The sequence below is a fragment of the Bradyrhizobium sp. 2TAF24 genome (genome assembly GCF_052115025.1).
GTDB lineage: Bacteria > Pseudomonadota > Alphaproteobacteria > Rhizobiales > Xanthobacteraceae > Bradyrhizobium_A.
This window is the reverse complement of sequence record NZ_JBFRFW010000011.1, coordinates 130,862-152,620: the sequence shown is the minus strand read 5'-3', so window position 1 is coordinate 152,620 and position 21,759 is coordinate 130,862. Positions and strand designations below refer to the sequence as shown.

Sequence of the window (21,759 nt, the reverse complement as noted above, 5' to 3'; positions counted from 1 at the left end):
GATCATGCGTCTGGCGACAGTCAAGGTGGCGGGAGCGGCACGCGTCGCCCTCGCCGAAGGCGACAAGGTTCGTCTGCTGCCGGCCGAGGCCGGCGACATGGTGGCGCTGATCGCGCAGGGCCGCGCAGCGATCGACAGCCTCGCGGCGCGCAACGATCTTCAGGTCGCGCCGCTCGCATCCGTCGAGCTGATGGCCCCGATCCAGCGCTTCCAGCGCGACGTGCTGTGCACCGGCTGGAACTACTGGGACCATTTCGAGGAGAGCCGTGGCAAGCGCGAGGGGCAGGACGTCGACCGCCCCAAAGCGCCGACGTTCTTCACCAAGGGGCCGAACACGGTGATCGGGCCGCATGAGGCGATCGGCCTCGACGCCCACATCTCCGCCAAATGGGACTATGAGGCCGAGGTCGCTCTCGTCATCGGCAAGCGCTGCCGCAGCGTGTCGCAGGCGCAGGCGCTCGACCACGTGTTCGGCTACTGCCTCGCCAACGACGTGTCGCAGCGCGACCTGCAGCGCCGCCATGGCGGCCAGTGGCTCAAGGGCAAGAGCATCGATCGCACCATGCCGCTCGGCCCCTGGCTGGTGACGCCGGACGAGCTCGATCTGCCGAACACGCGGCTGGAGCTGACCCTCAACGGCGAGGTGATGCAGAGCGCGCTGCTCAAGCAGATGGCGTTTCCGATCGCCGAGCTGATCGCCGAGCTGTCGTTCGGCATGACGCTGGAACCGGGCGACGTCGTCATCACCGGCACGCCCTCGGGCATCGGCAATGCCAGGGAGCCGCAGGTGTTCCTCAAAGCCGGCGACGAGATGGTGGTCCGGGCCACGGGTCTCGGCGAGTTGCGCAATCGCGTCGTCTCGGCGAATCTGCACGACACGACTGACATCGCATCCATGAGCGCACCCTAATGAAAGTCCGCTTCGACGCCACCGGAGACGTCATCGCCATCACCGGCGGAGCCAACGGAATCGGCCGCGCCCTGGCGCGCGCCGCCGCCGCGGCCGGCGCCAGGGTGGTGGTCTGCGACATGGACGAGACGGCGATGGCCAGCCTGCGCGCGGAGGCGCCTGCCATCGCCACCCGCCGCATCGACGTCGGCGACCGTGCCGCGGTGATGGACGGCTTTGCCGAGATCGCGGCGTCGATCGGACCGGTCGATGGTCTCGTCTGCGCCGCGGCGATCCAGCCGCGCTCGGCGATCCACGAGATGGACCCGGCCGAATGGCTGCGGGTGATCGGCATCAACCTCAACGGCGTGATGTGGTGCTACCAGGCGGTGATCGGATCGATGATCGCGCGGCGCAGGGGCTCCGTGATCGCGTTCTCGTCGGGCCTCGCGCACCAGGGCTGGCCCAAGGCCTCGGCCTACGCTTCGTCCAAGGCGGCGCTGACCGCCTGGGTGAAGAGCGCGGCCAAGGAGGTCGCCGAGCATCGCGTCCGCGTCAACCTCATCGCGCCGGGCGTGATCGACACGCCGCAGTACCGCGCCGCCAATGCCGGCGCCGACGATGCCAGCTGGAAGTCCTCGATCGGCGTCGGCCGCCCCGAGGATGTCGTCGGCCCGCTGATGTTCCTTTTGTCCGACGCCGCGACCATGACTGCGTCGCTGCTCAGCCGCGACATGGCGTTCGCACGCAACGAAGACGACGAATAGGAGATCCCGGCCGATGAAACCGGTTCTGGTGGTGGGGGCCGGCCCGGTCGGGCTGATGACGGCTCTCGCCCTTAAATTCTATGGCATCGACTTCCGCCTGTTCGAGGAGGACCGCGAGTTCTCCAGCGACACCAAGGCAGGCACCATCCTCACCCGCACCATCGAGGCGTTCCGCCGCTACCGCGTCGATCGCGCGGTGCTGGCGCGGGCGCTGCGGCTCGACGAGATCGGCGACATCGAGCGGGCGACCAACACCCGCCGCGCCTCGGTGATGACCGAGCATCTCGTCGACGAGACGCGTTTTCCCTTCGTCATCAACCTGCCGCAGCACCATCTCGAACCGGTGCTCGCCGACGGCCTGTCGGACCTGCCCGAGGGCGCGGTCAACCTGCGCCACAAGCTGCTGTCGTTCGCGCAGACCGACGATGGCGTGGTCGCTCGCTTCGAGACGCCGGACGGCGTGCGTGAGGTCGAGGGCAGTCACCTGATCGCCTGCGACGGCGGCCGCAGCACCGTGCGCAGCCAGCTCGGCATCGCGGTGGACGGCACGTCGCTCGACGTCCGCTACATGCTGGTCGATATCAAGGTCGACCTCGACGCCGCCAATCCGCGCGACTATCCGTATCTCGCCTATTTCGCCGATCCGGCGGAGTGGATGGTGCTGGTGCGCCAGCCGCATTGCTGGCGCTTCCTGTTTCCGCTGGCGCCGGGCGTCGAGGAGGCGACCCCGGCCGAGCTCGAGGCCAAGGCGCGCCATTTCATCGGCGAGGTCAACGCCCTCGAGGTCATCAACACCGTGACCTACCGCGTCCATCACCGCATCGCCTCGACCTGGCGCAACGGCCGCGTGTTCCTCGCCGGTGATGCCGCGCATCTGATCACGCCGATGTGGGCGCTCGGCCTCAACACCGGCGTGCTCGACGCCATCAACCTGCCGTGGCGTCTCGCCTGGGTGCTGCGCGGCTGGGCCGCGGACAGCCTGCTCGACGGCTACGAGCACGAGCAGCGGCCGCTGGCCGCGCACGGCTCCGGCGAGATGGCGGAAGCGGCGCGCAAGCTGATGGGCGGCGAGAACGACGGTGCGCGGGCGATGTCCGGCTCGGCGTGGGCCAACGCCATGACGCGCTCGCTGCTCGGCGTCAGCCTCGATGTCGACGGCTCCGGGCAGTGGTCGCTGGTCAAGACCGAGCGTGGCGCAGTGCGCGTGGGCGACCGTGTTCCTGACATGCCGCTGTTCGAGGGGCGGGGCGGCCGTGTCTACCTGCACGATCTCTGCGACGACAGCTTCGTGGCGCTGTATTTCACCGACGTGCGCCGTCGCCCGGTGCTGCCGCCTGACGATCTGCCGGGCCTGCGCAGCTACGTGGTGTCGCGCTGGGACGCGCCGCTCGACTCGGGCCTGCGCGAGCGTGCGCTGCTCGACATCGGCAACCGCCTGCGCGAGCGGCTCGGCTGCGGCGACGACACCGTTGTGCTGCTGCGGCCGGACGACCATATTGCGGCGATCCTGCCGCTCGGCCACGCCGACATCGCAGGGCTCTACAACCGCATCCGGGGACACGCGTGATGACGGATTCGCACGATCGCATCCTGCTCGACGTCCATGCCCATCTCGCGCCGGTGGTGCCGGAGCGTCTCGCGGCGTTCGACGGTATCGTGTGGGATGCCGCGAAGGGCGTACTGGTGGTCGACGGCCACACGGTGGGCATGAAGGCGCTGTTCAAGCCCGACGCGCTGATCGCCTGGATGGCCGAGAACGGTGTCGGCCAGGCCTGGATCTCGGCACCGCCACCGCTCTATCGCCAGCAACTGCGCGGCGCAGACGCGCGCGCCTGGGCCGACTATCTCAACGCCGGCCTGCGCGACATCGCCGCGACCTCCGGCGATCGCCTCAGGCCGCTGATGCATCTGCCGGTCGAGGCGCCGGACGAGGCCGCGGCGATCGCTGCCGACTGGATCGCGCGGGGCCATGCGCTGTTCGCGATGCCGACGGGCACCGGCGACGATCGCACGCTCGGCGACGACGCCTTCGCGCCGCTGTGGCGCGTGCTCGACGACGCCGGCGCATTTGTCTTCTTCCATCCCGGCGAGTGCGCCGACGGTCGGCTGCAGTCGTTCTACCTCACCAACCTGCTCGGCAATCCCTATGAGAGCACGGTGGCGATCGCGCACCTCGTGTTCTCGGGCGTCCTGGAGCGCCATCCCAACATCGTGCCGTGCTTCGCCCATGGCGGCGGCCTCGCGCCGATGGTCGCGGGGCGGTGGGAGCGTGGCCACGCCACGGCGCGGCCAGGCGTCGACACCAGCCGGGCGGCGCCGTCGCAACTGATGCGCCGCATCCATGTCGACTGCATCTGCCACGGCGAGGCCGCGGCCGAGCTTGCCGACCGTACGTTCGGCGCCGACAATGTCGTATTCGGGTCGGACTGGCCGTTCCCGATGGGCATCGTCGAGCCGCGCCGCCAGCTCGGCGACTTCGCCGCCGAGCGGCGCCGGCGCTATCTCACCGACAATCCGGCGCGCCTCCTGGCGCGCTTCAGCACCAGGAAGGAACGCACATGAGCGAGATCCGCATGCCGGAGGGCACCGTCCTCGGCACCATCGGCGACGAGGTTATCTTCGAGAACGACACCATCCGGGTGTGGCGCCTGACGCTGCCGCCGGGCGGCATCCAGGGCTGGCACCAGCACAATCTGCCTTACCTGATCGTGCCGCTGACCCCCGGCGACAACTTCATGCGCTTTGCCGACGGTCGCTCGCGCTCGACCAAGGAGACCCCAGGCGAGGTGATGTGGCGCGAGGCCGGCATCCCGCACGAGCTGGAGAACGTCGGCCAGACGACCTATTCGAACGTGCTGATCGAGTTCAAGCAGGCGGTCGCGAAGGCCTGAGCGGCGAGGGCGCAGTCGAGTGCGTTGTTGCCGGAGTTATGTGATTTGATTTCGGCGCTGACCACACCCGCCGCGTCATTGCCGGGCGAAGACCCGGCAATCCAGCTTGTTCGCGACACGGCGATAGTCTCCATAAGCTGGATCACCGGGTCTCGGCGCTGCGCGCCTGCCCGGTGATGACGCTGAGAGTGGGAGTGCGCTGTCTATCCCAACAAAAAATCCCCGGAGCGTCGCTCCGGGGATTTTGTGTTTGTGACGATGCTGCGCGGCCTACTTCTGCTCGGGCAGGATCGGCGTCTTCGGCATGAAGCCGGGCACGTAGGTCTGGTTTGCTTCCAGCTTGCCGCCGTTGACCTGGACGTTGGAGTTGATGAAGTCGAAGGTCTTGGCCATCTTCTCAGGGAGGATATGCCCGAAGCCGTTCACCTTGACGTCGGTGTTGACGGCGATGCGCTCCAGCAGGTCGATCTCCTCGCGCACGATACCGCGGTCGAGGGCGGGCACGCTCTTGACCATGATCGCGGTGGCCTCGTCGCGATGAGCGAGGGTGTACTGCCAGCCGCGCAGCGCCGCGCGCACGAAGCCGCGCACCGCTTCCGGATTTTCGTCGAGGAAACTCTTCTTCACGCCGATCGAGTTGGAGTAGAGGTCGAGGCCGTAGTCGGCGGCGAACAGGCACACCGGCTGCTTGCCCGGCGCGGCGCGGCGGATCGCCGGCGCCGCCATCAGGAACTGGTCGACACCCTCGACCTGGCCGGCGGCCAGCATCGGAATGCGCGCGGCGGCATCGACATTGACGATCTCGAGCTTGCTGCCGTCGAGGCCGTTCATGTGCATGAAGGCGCGCCAGATCTGCGGGATGAACGAGGCCGAGCTCGAGCCGAACTTGAGGCCCTCGAGCTGCACCGGCTTGATGACGTTGGCGCCGGGATTGAGCGTGTAGACGCAGTACGGCGCCTCGACATAGGCGCCGGCGACGATCTTGACGTCGCTGCCCGCCTTGCCGGCGGCGACGAGGCTCGGCACGTCGATCAGGCCCATCTGCGCAATGCCGGTGACGACGCCCCGGATCGCATCCGCCGTGCCCTTCGACGGCATGATCTCGACGTTGAGGCCTTCTTCCTTGAAGTAGCCCTTCTCCAGCGCGACGTACCACGGCGTGTGGCGGCCGAGGCTGATGAAGTCGAGCATGAACTTGACGTTGGTCTCGGCCGCCGCCGCGCCGGTGAATGGGGTCGCAGCGAGGCACGACAATGTGGCGGCGACGCCGGCCAGTTTCTTCAGCATCTCAAGGTCCTCCGATCCGTTTTCTTTGCGGCATGGCCGGGGCCGTGCTTCCGGCGGCGGTTCCCGTTGACCACAGAGACATCATAAGATATTTCAGAAGACATACAAGCTGATCAAGCGACTCGTCGCAAGGCCTCCGCCGGCGCGCCGGACCGGGCGGATGAGCGCGGCATTGCGGGAAAGGAACGGGATGGGGTTCGTCGAGATATCCAACGTCCGCAAGGTGTTCGGCAGCGGGCCGAGGGAAGTCGTCGCGCTCGACGAAGCCAATCTGGCCTTCGAGGAAGGCACGTTCGTTGCGCTGCTCGGGCCGAGCGGCTGCGGCAAGACCACGCTGCTCACCATTGTCGCAGGCCTCGTGCCGAAGACATCGGGCTCGGTGAAGGTCGGGGGCCGCGAGGTCGATGGTCCCTATTCCGACTATGGCTTCGTGTTTCAGCAGCCGAGCCTGATGCCGTGGCGCTCGGTGATCGAGAATGTGCTGTTTCCGATGGAGATCCTCGGCCGCCGTGACGCCGCGGCGAAAGCGCGCGCCGAGCATCTGCTGGAGCTCACCGGCCTCAAGGCGTTCGCGCAGTCGCGGCCGCACGAGCTGTCCGGCGGCATGCAGCAGCGCGTGTCGCTGTGCCGCGCGTTGATCCACAAGCCCAAGCTGCTGCTGATGGACGAACCGTTCGGTGCGCTCGACGAATTCACTCGCCTCGACATGAACGACCTCCTGCTCAAGGTAAAGGCCGAGACCGGCGCATCGGTGCTGTTCGTCACCCACTCGATCTCGGAAGCCGTCTATCTCGCCGACAAGGTCGTCGTGTTCACGCGGCGGCCGGCGCGGGTCAGCACGGCGTTCGACATCCAGCTTCCGGGGCCGCGCAGCCAGGCGAGCCGCTTCACGCCCGAGTTCACCGCGGCCGAGCGCCGCGCCAGCGAAGCGCTCGGCCTTCTGGCCGCGCCGGCGAAGGAGTTGTGATCATGAGCCGCGCCACTATCTCCCAGATCGGCTATCCGTTCGCCGGCGTCGTGCTCATCTGCGTGCTGTGGGCCGTCGCCTGCTCGCTGTTCAAGATTCCCGAAGCGGTGCTGCCGTCGCCGGACAGCGTCGCCATCGCGTTCGTCGACAGCTTCGGCCTGCTGCTGCGCGAGGGCTGGGTGACGCTGGCCGAGACCGTGCTCGGGTTCGTGCTGGCGTTCGCCGTCGGCGTGCCGATGGCGGTCGCGATCGCCAACTCCCGCCCGCTCAACCTGATGTTCTATCCGCTGCTGGTAGCACTGCAGTCGGTGCCCAAGGTGGCGTTGGCGCCGATCGTGCTGGTGTGGCTCGGCACCGGCCTCGAATCCAAGCTCGCGATCGTCTGGCTGGTGGCGTTCTTTCCCATCATCATCGACACCGCCGCGGGCCTGCGCGCGACGCCGCGCGATCTCGTCCAGCTCGCGCGCAGCCTCAAGGCCTCGCCCTGGCAGATCTTCTACAAGGTGCAGTTTCCCGCGGCGCTGCCGTTCGTGCTGACCGGCGCCAAGGTCGCGATCACGCTCGCGGTCATCGGTGCGGTGATCGGCGAGTTCATGGGATCGAGCCACGGCCTCGGCTTTCTGCTGCTCAGCGCCACCTCGCAGCTCAACACGCCGCTGGCATTCGCCGCGCTGTTCGCGCTGTCGTTCCTCGGCCTCGGCGTCTATGCCGTGGTCGAGATCGTCGAGGTGCTGCTTGCCCGCTGGCTGCCGCCGCGCGCCGTCGGGCATTGAGGCCTCAGCGCTGCCGTGATCCGCAGCAGCCGGTGAATGTCTGCGGTGGATTGCGAAGGTCCAATCCGTTCTGCCACTCCTGGCGTGCCGCGGATATCGGTTCAGGTCATGACAAGGCGCCCAGGAATGAACGTTGGCGCCTTGATAGTCTGATCACAAGCGGACGCGCTCTACGCCGCCTGCAGCGACGACAGGAAGCGTTCGACTTCGCCCTGCAACTGCTCGGAATGCTTGGACAGCCCGTTCGACGCCTGCAGCAGGTGCGCGGCGACGAGGCTGGCCTCACCCGAGGCGCGGTTCAGGCTGTCGACGTTCGCGTTGACGTCGCTGGTGCCGATCGCCGCCTGCTGGACGTTGGCCGCGATGTCGCGCGTCGCGGCACCCTGCTGCTCGATGGCCAGTGAAATGGTGCGCGAGATGTCGTTGATTTCGGCAACCGTGGTCACGATCGCCTGGATGGCGCTCACCGCTTCTCCGGTCGCGGTCTGGATGCCCTGAATCTGCTGTGCGACCTCTTCCGTCGCCTTGGCGGTCTGGTTGGCCAGCGCCTTGACCTCGTTGGCGACCACGGCGAAACCCTTGCCCTGCTCGCCGGCCCGGGCGGCCTCGATGGTGGCGTTCAGCGCAAGCAGGTTGGTCTGGCTGGCGATGTTCTGGATCAGCACCACCACTTCGCCGATCTTGCGTGTGCCCTCCACGAGACTGTCGACCACTTGATTGGTGCGGCGAGCCTCGCTTGCGGCCTTCTCGGTCATGCCGGCGGAACGGGTGACCTGCTGGCCGATCTCGCCGATCGAGGCGGCAAGCTGCTCCGCGGCCCCGGCCACGGTGTCGACGCCCTGCGACGCCTGCGCCGCGGCGGCGGCCGCAGCCGCGGTCTGGCGTGCGGCATCCTCGTTGTTGCCGTTGATCGTGGCCGACATGCCCTGCATCTCGCCGGCCGCTGCGGCGACTGCCGTGACGATGCCACCGACCTTGCGCTCGAACTCGGCCGCCAGCGCTTGCCGCGTTGCGTCGCGCGCGCGGGCTGCCCGCTGCTCCGCGTCGGCCCGCTCGCCCTGGGCGTGCGCTTCGGCGCTCTGGGCGGCCTGGGCTTCCCGGGTGCGTTGAGCAGCCGTCCGGAACAGCTGTGCCAGGGTGGCCGCAAGCCAGATCAGCACGCTGGCTTCGATCAGGAGGACGACCGCGTGCAGCACGACACGTCCGAGGTCGCTGCCGCCCGGATAGATCGCCGCGGGCAGCAGGAAGTTGAGCAGCAGATGATGCAGCGCCACCGCGACCGTGCCAGCCACGATCGGCCGCGGGTCGCAGTAGGCCACCAGGCACGCCAGCGTCGCGAAGAAATACATGTGAAGGTCGAGCTGCCAGGTATGTCCGGCAAGCTGATAGGTGAACATCGAGACGTCGGCCATCAGCGCCACCGCCACCGTGAGGCGGGTCGGCAGTCCACTGCCCGCCGCCCGCCATGACAGCGTGGGGGCCGCGGCGCACACCGCCACGAACAGCGCCGGCAGCACCCAGCCATCGCCCCGGGCCATTCCGATGGCGACCGACAGCGGCAGGTGCAGCCACAACAGCGCGATCAATGCCTTGCTGACGGTCTCACGCAACGTGTCGAGATCCTCGTGGTCGGTGGTCATGCTGGTCTGTCCATCGTGGTGGTGCGAAAGCAGGCGGAAATCGCCTGCGGGTTGAGGGTGAGCCAGGCGCCGGCGGCGTGCAGCCGCTGCAGGCCGTTGCGGCCTTCGGGGCGGACGACGATGAGCGATGCGATGGCGGTCGTCCGCACGACGGCCGCGTCGGCCGCGGCCGCGGCGGCAAAGGTCTGCTGTGTGTTCCACCAGGGCGGGAACGCGACTGCGACTACATCCATGCCGGGAGTGGTGCGCAACGTCAGCGCGGCAACCGCGATCAGGCTTGCGGTCAGAAGCGCGGCGGCGCCCAGCCACGCTGGCCATTGCGCGGCCGGAGTATGCTGGGCCTGCTTCATGTGGCAATCTGATACCGAAACAAAGCTAATTCGACGTAAATTTGCGGTTCCCGCATTGTCGGTTCGCTTCGGAGACCCGACGGATCGGCGACGCCATCCGGGCTGAGGACATCGGCCTTGCACTGCATCCGGCGCTGCGGGCAGACTTGCTGCGCCGTTCACTTCAGGAGACGGACATCGATCCCCCTCCGCCGATCGGACTGCCGATGGCCGCAACAGGGCGCGCATCTGCCGGGATGGTCGTCATGGTCGCTGCCGCGGCGTTGCTTGTGTTCGGCCTCTGGGCGGCCTATCCGCGGCGACCGAACCTTGCGGCCTTCAATCCCGACACGGTCGCCCGTGTTGATGCCGCCACCTGGCGCGACTACTACGACAAGCGCTATCTCGCGCTGTTCGGCCACCTCTATCAGCTGTTCGCCCGCGAGTACGGCTATTCGCCGCTCGACAGCCTGCGCATCGCTCTGGCTGCGGCACAGGCGGCGAAGACCTTCCAGCCGACCACGTCGCGCGCCGCCGCCGCGGCCGCAACGCCATACCTGGTCACGTATTTCGGTGTGCTGGCCAAGGGGGCGCCCGCGGCCTTCGATATCGAAGCGGCTGCACGCACCGAACTCGACTGGTGGCAGGCGCGGCGTGAGCACAGCACAGGCGAGGCCTACGGCCTGACCATCGCCAAGGTCTCGACGCTGGTGTTGGGGCGCGACAACGCAAGGATCCGCGAAGCCGGCGTGCGGCGCGCGCTGGCGATGGATTATCGCGATGCGCGGGCGAATACGATGACGGACGCGGATTGGGCTGCGGTCGGCACGCAGCTGCAGGCGTCCTACCATGCGCTTCGGCAAGGTCTCGATGGGGAATAAGACGCCGCGCGAGCCGGCACCAATCGGCTGGGAGCGAACGAAAGCTTGCGCCGGCGCGCCGCAGCGGAGCCTCGGCACGTGCTGGCCGAGCGTCCTCACCAGACACCGTGGCCGCATCGATCGCACCCGCGGCAAGCGCTTGCGATCGCGGCAGATATCGATGATGGCTGGCGCCGAGAACACGCTCGCGCCCGGCAATGCGCGGCGAAGTCGGTGACATCTTCCGACGGAGATGGGGCGTCCAGGATCCGCCAGGTTTTAAGTAAATTCTTAAGCGCTGCGATGACCTAATCGCCGTGCAGCCCCGAACACCCGGGTGCCTTGGCCTGCCCGATCGATGGGTCCCATGTTCCGAGCGTTCGCCGCCATCGCGTCAGACTATCCTGGAGTCCTGCTCGGGCTCGCGACGGCCGTCTGCGTGCTGGCGAGCGCGGCGACAATCGCGCTGTTCCGCCGCGCGCAGGTGTCGACGGCGACCGGGCAGACGATCTGGCTCGGCTCGGCCGCCACGGTCGGCGGCTGCGGATTCTGGGCTGTCCATGCGATCCTGATGCCGCTCTACCTCCCCGGCGTGATCGCGGGATCGGATCCTTCTTTTGTGGCGATGTCGCTGACGCTGGCCATCGCCGCGGTGGGGCTTGGCCTTGGCCTCGTGCTGCGCAGCGACGCGCAGGTCACTGTCGTCATCGGGGGCCTCATTTTCGGTGGCGGCATCGCGGTGATGCACCATACCGGGCTGTCCGCGCTGGAGCTGCCGGGGCATCTGTCATCGTCGCCGTCGCTCGGCGTCCTGGCGCTGATGCTCGCCAGCGGGCTCGGCTGCATCGGGCTCGCCTTCGCGGCCCGCGGCTGCGATCTGTTCCGCTCGGCCGCCGCCGCGGCCTTTCTGGCCGTTGCGGTCATGGCCCATCATCTCACGGTGATGCATGCGATCGTGTTCACTGCGGACCCGGCTTTCGCCGGCGCCGTGTCGCCGCTGTTCGGCACCTCGCTGTCGATCGCGATCGCGACCGCGGTGATGGCGGCGCTGTGCCTTATCGCGCTGATCGGCGATGGCCGCTCCAAGGCGATGCTCCGCCGCCAGGAGGTGTTGCTGCACACCGCGCTGCAGAACATGTCGCAGGGGTTGTGCATGCTGGATGCCGATGGGCGGGTGTCGCTCTACAACGAGCGCTATGCCCGGCTGACCGGTGTGCCCGGCCTGCCGCTCAAGGGGCTGCTGCTGCTCGATCTGTTCAGAATGCGCCGGGCGGCCGGCGATTTCGCCGGTGATCCCGAGGAGTTCTTTCACCGCATCATGGCCGACATGCGCGCCGGCACGTCGAGCATCAAGATCATGGAGCACGCCAGCGGCCGCGTGGTCCGTATCGTCGAACAGCCGATGCCGGGCGGCGGCTGGGTCGCGACCCTCGAAGACATCACCGAGGCTCGCAGGGCGCAGGCGCAGCTCGCCTTCATGGCGCATCACGACGCCCTGACCGGCCTCGCCAACCGCGTCAGGTATCGCGAGGCGCTGGAACAGGCGGTCGCCAACCTCGGAAACGGCGGCGAGGTGGCGATCCTGTGCCTCGACCTCGACCGCTTCAAGGAAATCAACGATTCGCTGGGGCACCACATCGGCGATGAACTGCTCAAGCAGGTCGGCGAGCGCCTCGCGGCCTGCGTCGGCGCCACCGCGCTGGCTGCCCGGCTCGGGGGCGACGAATTCGCCATCGTGCTGACAGGCGATACGCCGATGGCCGGGGCAGCGGCGGCGCTTGCCCGGCAGATCATCGAGGGGATCTCGGCGCCGTTCGAAATCGGTGGCCATCATCTGGCGATCGGCATCAGTATCGGCATCACGGTGGCCCCGGCGGACGGCGACGACCCGGAACAGCTGCTGCGCAATGCCGATCTTGCGCTGTACCGCACAAAAAACGACGGCCGGGGCACCTTCACTTTCTTCGAGCCTGGCATGGATGCGCGGGCGCAGGCGCGGCGCCTGCTGGAAATGGAGCTCAAGACCGCGCTGTCGCAGGGCGAGTTCGATGTCTACTATCAGCCGATCGTCGGCTTCGAGACCGGTCAGATCGTCGGCTTCGAAGCTCTGGTGCGCTGGATTCATCCGCTTCGCGGGGTGATTCCGCCGGGCCAGTTCATCCCGGTGGCCGAGGAGACCGGCCTGATCCGCTCGATCGGTGACATCGTGCTGCGCAAAGCCTGCCGCGAGGCCGCAGGCTGGTCGCAGCAGGTCTGCGTCGCCGTGAACCTGTCACCCATTCAGTTCAAGAATACTGACCTCGTCGAGACGGTGGTCGCGGCACTGGAGGAGGCGAGCCTGCCGCCCGAGCGCCTCGAGCTCGAGATCACCGAGTCGCTGTTGCTGAACGACAGTGAAGCGACGTTCGCCACGCTGCGGCGGCTGCGTGAGCTCGGCGTTCGCATCTCGATCGATGATTTCGGCACGGGCTATTCCTGTCTCAGCTACCTGCGCCGCTTTCCGTTCGACAAGATCAAGATCGACCGCTCCTTCGTTCAGGATATCGGCGAGCGCGAAGATTCCATGGCGATCGTACGCGCCGTCACCGGGCTCGGCCGCAGCCTCGGCATCACCACCACCGCCGAGGGGGTGGAGACCTGCACCCAGCTCAACCTGCTGCGCGCGGAAGGCTGTACCGAGGTGCAGGGCTATCTGTTCAGCCCGCCACGGCCGGCGTCCGACGTCGAGTGGATGCTGTCGAACCGATCGGCACGCGCCACCGCGTGACGCGCGGGGCGCTCAGACGGAGCCGAGGAAGGCGTCGAGTCCGGCCAGCGTTTCCGCGGGCGTCTCCTCCTGTGGCGAGTGACCACACGCGAGCGCCCGGCCGCTGACATCGGCGGCCTTGTCGCGCCAGGTCGCCAGCACATCGTAGAGCTGCCCGACGGTGCCCTTGGCCCCCCAGATCGCGAGCAGGGGCGCCGTCACCTTGCGGTCGGCGTCTTCCGCATCATGGACAAGGTCGATGGTCGCGGCGGCGCGATAGTCTTCGCAGATCGCATGCCGTGTTGCCGGATCGCGGTAGCAGCGCAGGTATTCGTCGAACGCGGCCGGCTCCGTGGCCCCCTCGGTCTTGAGCTGGCCGGCGATATGATGGCGCAGGAAGAACTCCGGATCGGCGGAGATCAGCCGCTCCGGCAGCGGTGCCGGCTGGATCAGGAAGAACCACCAGAAATAACGTGTCGCGAATGCCTTGTCGGTGCGCTCATACATTGTCCTCGTCGGCGCGATGTCGATCAGCGCCAGCCGTGCGACAGCCTGGGGATGGTCGAGCGCCATGCGATGGGCAACCCGCGCGCCGCGGTCGTGGCCGACGACGGCGAAGCGTTTGTGGCCGAGCGCTGCCATCAGCGCCACCTGGTCGCGGGCCATCTCGCGCTTGCTGTAGTTGATGTGCCCGGGCCCGCCATCGGGCTTGCTGCTGTCGCCGTAGCCACGCAGGTCGGCGGCGATCACGCGATGGCGACGCGCCAATTGCGGGGCGATCTTGCGCCAGGTCACATGGGTCTGTGGATGGCCGTGGAGCAGCAGCAGCGGCGGGCCTTCGCCCGCGACCGCGGCACGGATGGTGATACCGGGCGCCACGTCGACATCGAGCAGGCCAAAGCCGTCGAGGAAGCGCGAGGGGCCGAGCTCGGTGATGGGCATGATCCTGGCTTACCGTCCTTGCCGGTTGCGGGGCGCCTGCCGGATCCGCCCGCCGGCAGAGCTCTGCCGCCGGATCCCGCCGGGGCATGGCCTCTCCTTATAGCAACCATATCGGAATTCCTCATCCAATTCCGGCATCAAACGATCGAAAACGCGCATTGGCCGCCTGTCGGACGCGACTCTAGGGTGCGCTCGCGCGCCGCGTGAAGACTGGTGCCGTTCCGGGAGGACCCAATGACGACAGCGACGTTCGACGATGCGCCGGGCCTTGCGCGCAAGCCGTTCTATAAACGTCTTTACGGCCAGGTGCTGCTTGCCATCGTGATCGGGGTCCTCGTCGGCAGGTTCTTTCCCGACATCGGCGTGGTGCTGAAGCCGCTCGGTGACATCTTCATCAAACTGATTCGGATGATGATCGCGCCGATCGTGTTCGTCACGGTGGTCACCGGCATCGCCAAGATGGGCAGCATGCGTGACGTCGGGCGCATCGGGCTGAAGGCGCTGATCTACTTCGAGGTGGTGTCGACGCTGGCATTGTTGCTCGGGCTCGTGGTCGGCAACATCGTCAGGCCCGGCGAAGGGCTCAACGTCGATCCGCAATCGCTCAACACCGCGCTGGTGTCGAGCTATGTCGGCAGCGGCGAGAAGCTGCAGTTCGCCGATTTCATCCTGAAAATGGTGCCGGAGACATTCGTCAGCGCGCTGACCAGCGGCGACGTGCTCCAGGTACTGGTCATATCCGTCATGTTCGGCCTGGTGCTGGTGCGCACCGGGCGCGGCGGCGGCATGATCGTAGGCATGCTCGATGAGGTGGCCGACGCGCTGTTCGGGGTGATCGAAGTCATCATGTATTTCGCGCCGATCGGCGCGTTCGGCGCGATGGCCTTTACCGTCGGCAAGTATGGCATCGGCTCGCTGCAGCAGCTCGGTGTGCTGATGCTGTGTTTCTATGCGACCTGCGCGCTGTTCATCTTCGGGGTACTCGGCGCCATCGCCCGTCTCAGCGGCTTCAGCCTGTGGCGCCTGCTGCTCTATATCCGCCGTGAGATCGTATTGGTGCTGGGCACGTCGACCTCGGAGAGCGCGTTGCCGGGCCTGATGGCCAAGCTGGAGAATCTCGGCGTCTCCAAATCGGTGGTCGGCCTCGTGGTGCCGACCGGCTACTCGTTCAATCTTGACGGCATCGCCATCTATCTGACCATGGCGGCGTTGTTCATTGCCCAGGCGATGAACATTCCCCTGCCGCTGGAGCAGCAGCTCGCGCTGCTCGCGGTGCTGCTGTTGACGTCGAAGGGCGCGGCGGCGGTGACCGGCGCGGGCTTCGTCACTCTGGCGGCGACACTGTCGTCGACCCATACCCTGCCGGTCGCGGGCCTCGCACTGCTGCTCGGCATCGACCGCTTCATGTCCGAGGCCCGCGCGATCACCAACATGATCGGGAATGCCGTGGCCTGCGTGACGGTGGCGCGCTGGGAGAACGCCATCGACCGCGAACGCATGGCCGCCGTGCTCTCAGGGCGTGCGCCCGATGACGTGCCGGCGGCGGCCGACGGCGCCGGGCCGGACACCGTGGCAGTCCATATGGCCATGCCCTCGCAGCTTGTCGGGCGGTCTGGTTGACCGCCCGGTTGGTGTCAGCGCGCCGTGCCGAGATGGAATTCGACGTTGACCTGGCCGCTGCCGCTGGCGGCGAAATAGTCGCACATCTGCTCCGCCTCGCCATCGAACGTATCCCAGCCGAGTGCGGCGAACAGCATGATGGTGTCGGCCATGCCGCCCTCGCCGTTGCACTTCACCGCATAGTCCGGAAGCATGGCGACGAACTCGCGGTAGCGGCGCTGGCGCCACAGCTCCAGCACATGCAGGTCGACCTGGCGGTTGAACTCGCTGGCGATGCTGGTCCAGGCCTCGGGGCCGAGGTTGCGGTTGGGCCACAGCCGGTGGGACAGTGAGCCGCTGGCGAGCACCGCCACCTGCTCGCCGGACTGCTCGACGGCGCGGCGCACCGCCTCACCGAGGCGGCGGCTCTCCTCGACCGAGGTGAACAGCGGCGAGGCGACCGAGACCACCTTGGCCCAGCCGTCGTTCATGTAGTGCATCGGCACGATGGTGCCGTACTCAAGCCCGAGCGTCGGCACCTGGTGGGCGAGCACATTGAGGTCGTTGCGACGGGCGCTGGCGGCGATGGCGTCGGCGAGCGCCGGGTTGCCCGGCAGGTCATAGCGCAGGTCTTGAATCATGTGCGGCGCCTCATGGCTGGTGTAGGTGCCGCGATGGTGGGGATTGGCGTTGATGTGGTAGCCGAAGTTGGACAGCCAGTGGGTGTCGAACACCACGAAGGTCGAAACGCCGCGCTGCCGCGCCCGGCGGCCGATCTCACGCAGCGATTCGACGGCATCCCTGCGTGCCTCCTTCAGCGGGCTGCCGCCCTGTTCCGAGAGCAGCAGCGACGGTACATGCGAAACCTTGGCGGCGAGGGCGATCTGTCCCATGGGCGTTTCCTTGTGATGGATTGATTGGCTCGGTGACGGACCGCCCGGCGTCGTTGCGCCGGGCAGCTGTCGTGCGGTTAATCGGCGACGGCGAATTCCTTCTCATGCAGCCAGGCGGTGTGGCGCGGCGGCGTCTTGGTGCGCGACCACTCCTCCACCATGTCGCGGGCGACCGACTTCATCCGGCCGAGCTGCTCGGGCGTCGCGGTCCAGGCCGCGACCTCGATGCGGTGGCCGCTGGGGTCGCGGAAATAGATCGACTTGAAGATGGTGTGGTCGGTGATGCCGACGACGTCGAGCCCCGCCGCTTCGGCGCGCGCCTTGGCCTCGTCGAGTGCCGTCAGGTCGGCGACCTGGAAGGCGATGTGCTGGGTCCAGTCCGGGGTGTTGGGGTCGCGGCCCATCGGCGGCGATTTCGGCAGCTCGAAGAAGGCAAGGATGTTGCCGTTCCCGGCGTCGAGGAAGATGTGCATGTAGGGATCGGGCGCCTTGGTCGAAGGCACCTTGTCCTCGGCGATGGCGCCGAGCAGGTCCATGTTCAGCACCTGCTTGTAGAAGTCGGCGGTCGCCTTGGCGTCGACGCAGCGGTAGGCGACGTGATGGATTTTCTCGATCTGCATGGGGGATGCTCCGTGTTGCAGCGAAGTCGTAACAAATGTTACTATTCGCCGACCTTGATCTGGATCAAACCGCCGATCGCCGCGCCGGGCTCCGCTAGGCGATGATTTGTTCCTGGGAGAACTGCATGACGCGTGGTGGGCCGAAGCCCGACGACAACCGCGAGGCCGCGCCGGGGCTCGACCTCCAGCGCTATTTCCCCTACCGCCTGGCCCGGCTTGCCGAGCTGGTGTCGCTCGCTGTTGCTGAAGTCTATGCGGTGCGCTTTGCGCTGACGCGGCCGGAGTGGCGTTTGCTCGCGGTGCTCGGCACCCGCGAGGAGATCGCGACCCGCGAGGTGTTGCGGCAGACCACGCTCGACAAGATGCAGGTCAGCCGGGCGATGCAGCGTCTCGAGGCGCGTGGCATCGTGCGGCGCTTCCGTGATCCGGACGATGGCCGGGAGCGCATCGCGCGGCTCACCGCGCCCGGCCGCGCGCTCTACAACCGCGTTGTGCCGCTGGCGCTGGCGCGGGAGGAGGCGCTGCTCGGCGCGCTGACGCCGCAGGAAGCGGCGGTGCTGGACAAGGCGCTGGACAAGCTGGCGGCGGCGTCCGCCGGTCTTGCGGAGACTGCAGCGCGCACCGAGGCGTGAGGTGGTCTCAGCGGCGCCTGGCGCGCGAGGGCACGCCGTCCAGCGCGCGCATGGCGGTGGCTTCCAGCTGCTCGCGCAGCCAGGTATGGGCGGGGTCCTTCTGGAAGCGCTGGTGCCAGACCATGTACATCGGCAGTTCGGCGAGGGCGCGGGCCTTGCTGGTGAAGGCCTTGACCGTCAGCGGAATGTCCACCCGGGCAAAGTCGCGCATCAGCTGGCCAGCCAGCAGGCTCGGCATGCTGGCAAGCATGTCCGAGCCGCGCAGGAACGCCGGCACGCCGCTGAAGCTCGGCACGGAAATCGCGATGTCGCGGCGGATGCCGCCGGCGGCGAGGCGGCGGTCGAAATCGAGCTTCTCGTTGTCGGTGTAGACCACGGTGATGTGCCGTGCCGCGAGATAGGCCGCGCGTGACGCCGGGGGCTGTCGCACCGCGGCATCGTAATAGCAGACATAGTGATCCTGCAGCAGGCGCTTCTGCACGATGTCGATGCCGGATGGCGGCAGCGGCGTGACCAGCAGATCGCAGCGGCCTTCGCGCAGCATGGCGGCCGACGGTGACTGCGACGGGATCACCCGCAGGCTGAAGCTTGCGACCGCGGTCTCGACGCGCTGGAAAAAGCCCGGCAGCAGCAGGTCGCGCTGGAAATCGTTGGCGGCGATGGTCAGCGCGAGCTGGGCGCTGGCGGGCTGGAAGGTTGCCGCACCGGCAAACTGACGCATCTCGTCGAGCAGGGCACGCGCCCGTGCCGCCAGCACATGGGCATGGGCGGTGGCGACAATGCCGCGGCCGGACTTGGCGAACAGCGGATCACCGACGATCCGCCGCAGCTTCTGCAGGCTGTGGCTGACTGCCGACTGGGTCAGTCCGAGCCGGGTGGCCGCCGCGGTGACCGAGCCTTCCTCCAGCACGGCCAGAAACAATGTCAGGGCGTGGCCGTCGAGCGCCAAATGATCAATTTTGTTCATGAGATATATGATAATCCATCTATTTATTTTGAGAATAGGGTGGCCGATCATCCCGCCAAATCCGCAGCGTTCCCAGCTGCGCACCGGCCCGGGAGGATTCGCAGGCATGACCATCCATAATCTCCGTATCGATCCGCAGGAGCGCGGCACCAACCAGCCGGCGCCGCGGCTCGGCGACGGCGGCTTCTTCGAGCGCGACCGCTCGCTGCACCCGCCGGCCTATGCGCCCGGCTACAAGTCGTCGGTGCTGCGCTCGCCGCGCCATGCGCTGCTGTCGTTCGACGCCGGCATCTCCGAGCGCACCGGCCCGGTGTTCGGCCACAATGACCTCGGTGCGCTCGACAACGACCTCATCCGCAACTACGCCAAGACCGGCGACCCGATCGGGGAGCGCATCGTGGTGCATGGTCGCGTCATGGACGAGACCGGCCGTGGCGTACCCGGCACGCTGGTGGAGTTCTGGCAGGCCAATGCCGGCGGCCGCTACCGCCACAAGAAGGATACGTATCTCGCACCGATCGATCCGAACTTCGGCGGCTGCGGCCGCACGCTGACCGACGACAGCGGCTACTATTATTTCCGCACCATCAAGCCCGGCCCCTATCCCTGGCGCAACTACATCAACAGCTGGCGCCCGGCGCACATTCACTTCTCGATTTTCGGCTCCGGTTTCGCCCAGCGCCTGATCACCCAGATGTATTTCGAGGGCGATCCGCTGATCCGCACCTGTCCGATCCTGCAGGCGGTGCCGGATGCCGGCGCGCTCGACCGCCTCGTGGCGCCGCTCGACCTCAATGCCAGCGCGCCGCTCGATCTACTGGCCTATCGCTTCGACATTGTGCTGCGGGGCCAGCGCTCGACGTTCTTCGAAAACCGCCCGGAAGGAAACTGAACCATGGTGCAGGCTTTGCCCTACCTCAAGGAAACCGCGTCGCAGACCGCCGGGCCGTATGTCCATATCGGGCTGATCCCCGATATGGCCGGATTCGACATCTTCGAGAAGAACTTCAGCAGCGTGCTCGCGGGCCCGGACACGGCGGGCGAGCGCATCCGCATCGAGGGGCGGGTGATCGACGGCGCCGGCGCGCCGCTGCGCGACGTGCTGCTGGAGATCTGGCAGGCCGACGCCAGCGGCCGCTACAACCATCCGGCCGACGGCCGGACCAAGCCGCTGGAATCCACCTTCCGCGGCTGGGGCCGGGCCGGCTCGCATTTCGAGACCGGGCTCTACACCTTCGACACCATCAAGCCCGGTGCAGTGAAAGGAGCCGGCGGCGCAACCCAGGCGCCCCATATCAATGTCTGGATCGTGGCGCGCGGCATCAATATCGGGCTGTGCACCCGCCTGTACTTCTCCGACGAGGGCGCAGCCAACGCCGCCGATCCCGTGCTCAGCCTCATCGACAACCCGGCGCGGCGCGACACCCTGATCGCCAGGCGCAGCATCCGCGACGGCCAGGTGGTCTATACCTTCGATGTCATCCTGCAGGGCGACAACGAGACGGTGTTCTTCGACGTCTGAGGACGTTACGGCAGCGATATCGCCGGAAGCGGCGCCGTCGGAGCGACGGTGCCGCTTTCGCGTTTCAGCACCGCGGGATACGCCGCCGGGACGCGTGCCGTCGCGCGGTCGTCCTGCAGATACGATTGTAAACAAAATGGCTGTGGAGTTTTCAATCGGCTGACAATACGGTGCGCTTCGTCTCGGCAGTCGGAGGTGATTCCAGCGGCTGCCCGGCCCCAACTGGCGCGAGGTTGAGGAATTTCATGGCTCGAGTTGTGCGGTGCGCAGGTGCGCGATTGACCGTCCTGGCGACGGCGACGTTGCTGGCATCAGCGGCGGCTTTTCCCGCCCTGGCGGAAACCTTGACCGACTGGAAATGTACGGGCAATTCCGACATTCCCTGGGATGAGCAGGTCGCCGGCTGCACCAAGGCGATCAAATCCGGACATTTCACCGGGCCCGTGATGGCCGCCGCGCTGTACGACCGCGGCCTTGCCTATCAGAACAAGGGCGATAGCGGCAACGCCATCGCCGACTATGATCAGGCGATCCTGCTCGATCCGAAGTTCGCCCCCGCTTACAACAACAGGGGCAACGTGCGCCAGGCGATCGGCGAATATGACCGCGCCATCGCCGACTTACGATCAGGCGATCACGCTCGACCCGAAATATGCCAATGCCTACAACAACCGCGGCAACGCGTACAAGGCCAAGGGGGACAGCGACCGCGCCATTGCCGATTACGATCAGGCGATCGCGGTCAACCCGAAATTCGTCCTCGCCTACGACAACCGCGGCAACGCCTACCTGGCGAGGGGAGACCGCGACCACGCCATCGCCGACTATGGTCAGGCGATCACGCTCGATCCGAAGTTTGTCAACGCCTACAACAACCGCGGCAACGTCTACAAGGCCAAGGGCGACAACGACCGTGCCATCGCCGACTATGGTCAGGCGATCGCGCTCGATCCGAAGTTCGCGTTCGCCTACAACAACCGCGGCAACGCCTACAAGGCCAAGGGCGACAACGACCGCGCCATCGCCGACTACGATCAGGCGATCGCGCTCGATCCGAAGTACACCAGCGCCTACAACGGCCGCGGCAACGCCTACCAGTCCAAGGGCGACAACGATCGCGCCATCATCGACTACGACCAGGCGATCACGCTCGACCCGAAATACGCCCTTGCCTACAATGGCCGCGGCAACGCGTACCATGCCAAGGGCGATAACGACCGTGCCATCGCCGACTACAGTCAGGCGATCACGCTCGATCCGAAATATGCCATCGCCTACGACAACCGCGCCATCGCCTACAGGGCCAAGGGGAATACCGACCGCGCTGCGGCCGACCACAACGAGGCGGTCCGGCTCGATCCTAAACCTGGTCAGAAATAGGCGCGGATTCGCACGCTCTCTTTTTGTCTTGACGCGTTGTCCTTACGTGAAGCGT

Annotated in this window: 21 protein-coding genes and 1 pseudogene; 15 read left to right on the top strand and 7 right to left on the bottom strand. The window is 67.1% G+C overall.

The features are described from left to right. The first annotated feature begins 4 nt into the window (after nucleotides 1-4). From AB4Z37_RS18235 to AB4Z37_RS18215, 5 genes are read left to right on the top strand one after another with little or no spacing between them, the layout of a single operon-like run. A complete protein-coding gene (locus AB4Z37_RS18235; RefSeq protein WP_441518151.1) occupies nucleotides 5-910 on the top strand; it encodes a fumarylacetoacetate hydrolase family protein in 906 nt (301 codons plus the stop codon). Then, the gene (locus tag AB4Z37_RS18230) at nucleotides 910-1,656 is read left to right on the top strand and encodes an SDR family NAD(P)-dependent oxidoreductase (protein WP_211967055.1); all 747 of its coding nucleotides are present in this window, start codon (nucleotides 910-912) and stop codon (nucleotides 1,654-1,656) included. Before AB4Z37_RS18235 ends, AB4Z37_RS18230 begins: the two co-directional genes overlap by 1 nt. A 13-nt stretch (nucleotides 1,657-1,669) precedes the next feature. Further along, nucleotides 1,670-3,223, top strand: a complete 1,554-nt coding sequence (locus AB4Z37_RS18225) for an FAD-dependent monooxygenase (protein WP_441518150.1) — start codon at nucleotides 1,670-1,672, stop codon at nucleotides 3,221-3,223. After that, nucleotides 3,223-4,218: an amidohydrolase family protein gene (locus tag AB4Z37_RS18220; protein ID WP_441518149.1), complete on the top strand. Its 996-nt coding sequence runs from the start codon at nucleotides 3,223-3,225 to the stop codon at nucleotides 4,216-4,218. Before AB4Z37_RS18225 ends, AB4Z37_RS18220 begins: the two co-directional genes overlap by 1 nt. Beyond that, complete coding sequence (locus AB4Z37_RS18215; RefSeq protein WP_441518148.1) at nucleotides 4,215-4,547, top strand: hypothetical protein; 333 nt, start codon at nucleotides 4,215-4,217, stop codon at nucleotides 4,545-4,547. Before AB4Z37_RS18220 ends, AB4Z37_RS18215 begins: the two co-directional genes overlap by 4 nt. Nucleotides 4,548-4,817: 270 nt before the next feature. Here the strand turns inward: AB4Z37_RS18215 and AB4Z37_RS18210 are convergent, their stop codons facing one another. After that, a complete protein-coding gene (locus AB4Z37_RS18210) occupies nucleotides 4,818-5,834 on the bottom strand; it encodes an ABC transporter substrate-binding protein (RefSeq protein ID WP_441518147.1) in 1,017 nt (338 codons plus the stop codon). Nucleotides 5,835-6,024: 190 nt separating this feature from the next. On the opposite strand from AB4Z37_RS18210, the gene AB4Z37_RS18205 reads away from it, so the two are divergent. Together AB4Z37_RS18205 and AB4Z37_RS18200 are read left to right on the top strand one after the other, a co-directional pair. Further along, the gene (locus tag AB4Z37_RS18205; RefSeq protein ID WP_441518146.1) at nucleotides 6,025-6,801 is read left to right on the top strand and encodes an ABC transporter ATP-binding protein; all 777 of its coding nucleotides are present in this window, start codon (nucleotides 6,025-6,027) and stop codon (nucleotides 6,799-6,801) included. A gap of 2 nt (nucleotides 6,802-6,803) precedes the next feature. Next, nucleotides 6,804-7,574: an ABC transporter permease gene (locus tag AB4Z37_RS18200; protein ID WP_441518145.1), complete on the top strand. Its 771-nt coding sequence runs from the start codon at nucleotides 6,804-6,806 to the stop codon at nucleotides 7,572-7,574. Nucleotides 7,575-7,744: 170 nt separating this feature from the next. Here the strand turns inward: AB4Z37_RS18200 and AB4Z37_RS18195 are convergent, their stop codons facing one another. Together AB4Z37_RS18195 and AB4Z37_RS18190 are read right to left on the bottom strand one after the other, a co-directional pair. Beyond that, nucleotides 7,745-9,214 carry a methyl-accepting chemotaxis protein gene (locus AB4Z37_RS18195; protein ID WP_441518144.1) on the bottom strand — a complete coding sequence of 490 codons (1,470 nt, stop codon included), beginning with the start codon at nucleotides 9,212-9,214 and terminating at the stop codon, nucleotides 7,745-7,747. Continuing rightward, the gene (locus AB4Z37_RS18190) at nucleotides 9,211-9,564 is read right to left on the bottom strand and encodes a hypothetical protein (protein ID WP_441518143.1); all 354 of its coding nucleotides are present in this window, start codon (nucleotides 9,562-9,564) and stop codon (nucleotides 9,211-9,213) included. The genes AB4Z37_RS18195 and AB4Z37_RS18190 overlap by 4 nt, the downstream gene beginning before the upstream one ends. A gap of 245 nt (nucleotides 9,565-9,809) precedes the next feature. On the opposite strand from AB4Z37_RS18190, the gene AB4Z37_RS18185 reads away from it, so the two are divergent. After that, nucleotides 9,810-10,424, top strand: a complete 615-nt coding sequence (locus AB4Z37_RS18185) for a hypothetical protein (protein WP_441518142.1) — start codon at nucleotides 9,810-9,812, stop codon at nucleotides 10,422-10,424. Nucleotides 10,425-10,770: 346 nt separating this feature from the next. Next, nucleotides 10,771-13,170: a putative bifunctional diguanylate cyclase/phosphodiesterase gene (locus tag AB4Z37_RS18180; RefSeq protein WP_441518141.1), complete on the top strand. Its 2,400-nt coding sequence runs from the start codon at nucleotides 10,771-10,773 to the stop codon at nucleotides 13,168-13,170. Between the two features lie 12 nt (nucleotides 13,171-13,182). On the opposite strand, the gene AB4Z37_RS18175 is transcribed toward AB4Z37_RS18180, so the two are convergent. Further along, entirely contained in the window at nucleotides 13,183-14,091 is a 909-nt protein-coding gene (locus AB4Z37_RS18175) for an alpha/beta fold hydrolase (protein WP_441518140.1), read from the bottom strand. 234 nt (nucleotides 14,092-14,325) lie between these two features. On the opposite strand from AB4Z37_RS18175, the gene dctA reads away from it, so the two are divergent. Beyond that, entirely contained in the window at nucleotides 14,326-15,711 is a 1,386-nt protein-coding gene (gene dctA, locus AB4Z37_RS18170; protein WP_441518139.1) for a C4-dicarboxylate transporter DctA, read from the top strand. A gap of 14 nt (nucleotides 15,712-15,725) precedes the next feature. Here dctA and hpaD read toward each other — a convergent pair whose 3' ends face one another. Beyond that, nucleotides 15,726-16,583, bottom strand: a complete 858-nt coding sequence (gene hpaD / locus AB4Z37_RS18165) for a 3,4-dihydroxyphenylacetate 2,3-dioxygenase (protein ID WP_441518138.1) — start codon at nucleotides 16,581-16,583, stop codon at nucleotides 15,726-15,728. Nucleotides 16,584-16,660: 77 nt separating this feature from the next. Continuing rightward, nucleotides 16,661-17,203, bottom strand: a complete 543-nt coding sequence (locus AB4Z37_RS18160) for a VOC family protein (RefSeq protein WP_441518137.1) — start codon at nucleotides 17,201-17,203, stop codon at nucleotides 16,661-16,663. Between the two features lie 125 nt (nucleotides 17,204-17,328). On the opposite strand from AB4Z37_RS18160, the gene AB4Z37_RS18155 reads away from it, so the two are divergent. Further along, nucleotides 17,329-17,835 (top strand): MarR family winged helix-turn-helix transcriptional regulator, encoded by a 507-nt coding sequence (locus tag AB4Z37_RS18155; protein WP_441518136.1) that lies wholly within the window; start codon nucleotides 17,329-17,331, stop codon nucleotides 17,833-17,835. 7 nt (nucleotides 17,836-17,842) lie between these two features. On the opposite strand, the gene AB4Z37_RS18150 is transcribed toward AB4Z37_RS18155, so the two are convergent. Then, nucleotides 17,843-18,802 (bottom strand): LysR family transcriptional regulator, encoded by a 960-nt coding sequence (locus AB4Z37_RS18150; protein WP_441518135.1) that lies wholly within the window; start codon nucleotides 18,800-18,802, stop codon nucleotides 17,843-17,845. Between the two features lie 106 nt (nucleotides 18,803-18,908). On the opposite strand from AB4Z37_RS18150, the gene pcaH reads away from it, so the two are divergent. The 4 genes and pseudogenes from pcaH (at nucleotide 18,909) to AB4Z37_RS18130 (ending at nucleotide 21,704) form a co-directional block, all read left to right on the top strand. After that, the gene (gene pcaH / locus AB4Z37_RS18145) at nucleotides 18,909-19,694 is read left to right on the top strand and encodes a protocatechuate 3,4-dioxygenase subunit beta (protein WP_441518134.1); all 786 of its coding nucleotides are present in this window, start codon (nucleotides 18,909-18,911) and stop codon (nucleotides 19,692-19,694) included. A gap of 3 nt (nucleotides 19,695-19,697) precedes the next feature. Further along, nucleotides 19,698-20,324 (top strand): protocatechuate 3,4-dioxygenase subunit alpha, encoded by a 627-nt coding sequence (pcaG, locus tag AB4Z37_RS18140; protein ID WP_441518133.1) that lies wholly within the window; start codon nucleotides 19,698-19,700, stop codon nucleotides 20,322-20,324. A gap of 245 nt (nucleotides 20,325-20,569) precedes the next feature. Continuing rightward, nucleotides 20,570-20,896 (top strand): annotated as a pseudogene (locus tag AB4Z37_RS18135) (tetratricopeptide repeat protein); the annotation flags it as partial. Nucleotides 20,897-20,924: 28 nt separating this feature from the next. Then, complete coding sequence (locus AB4Z37_RS18130; RefSeq protein WP_441518132.1) at nucleotides 20,925-21,704, top strand: tetratricopeptide repeat protein; 780 nt, start codon at nucleotides 20,925-20,927, stop codon at nucleotides 21,702-21,704. Nucleotides 21,705-21,759: the final 55 nt, after the last annotated feature.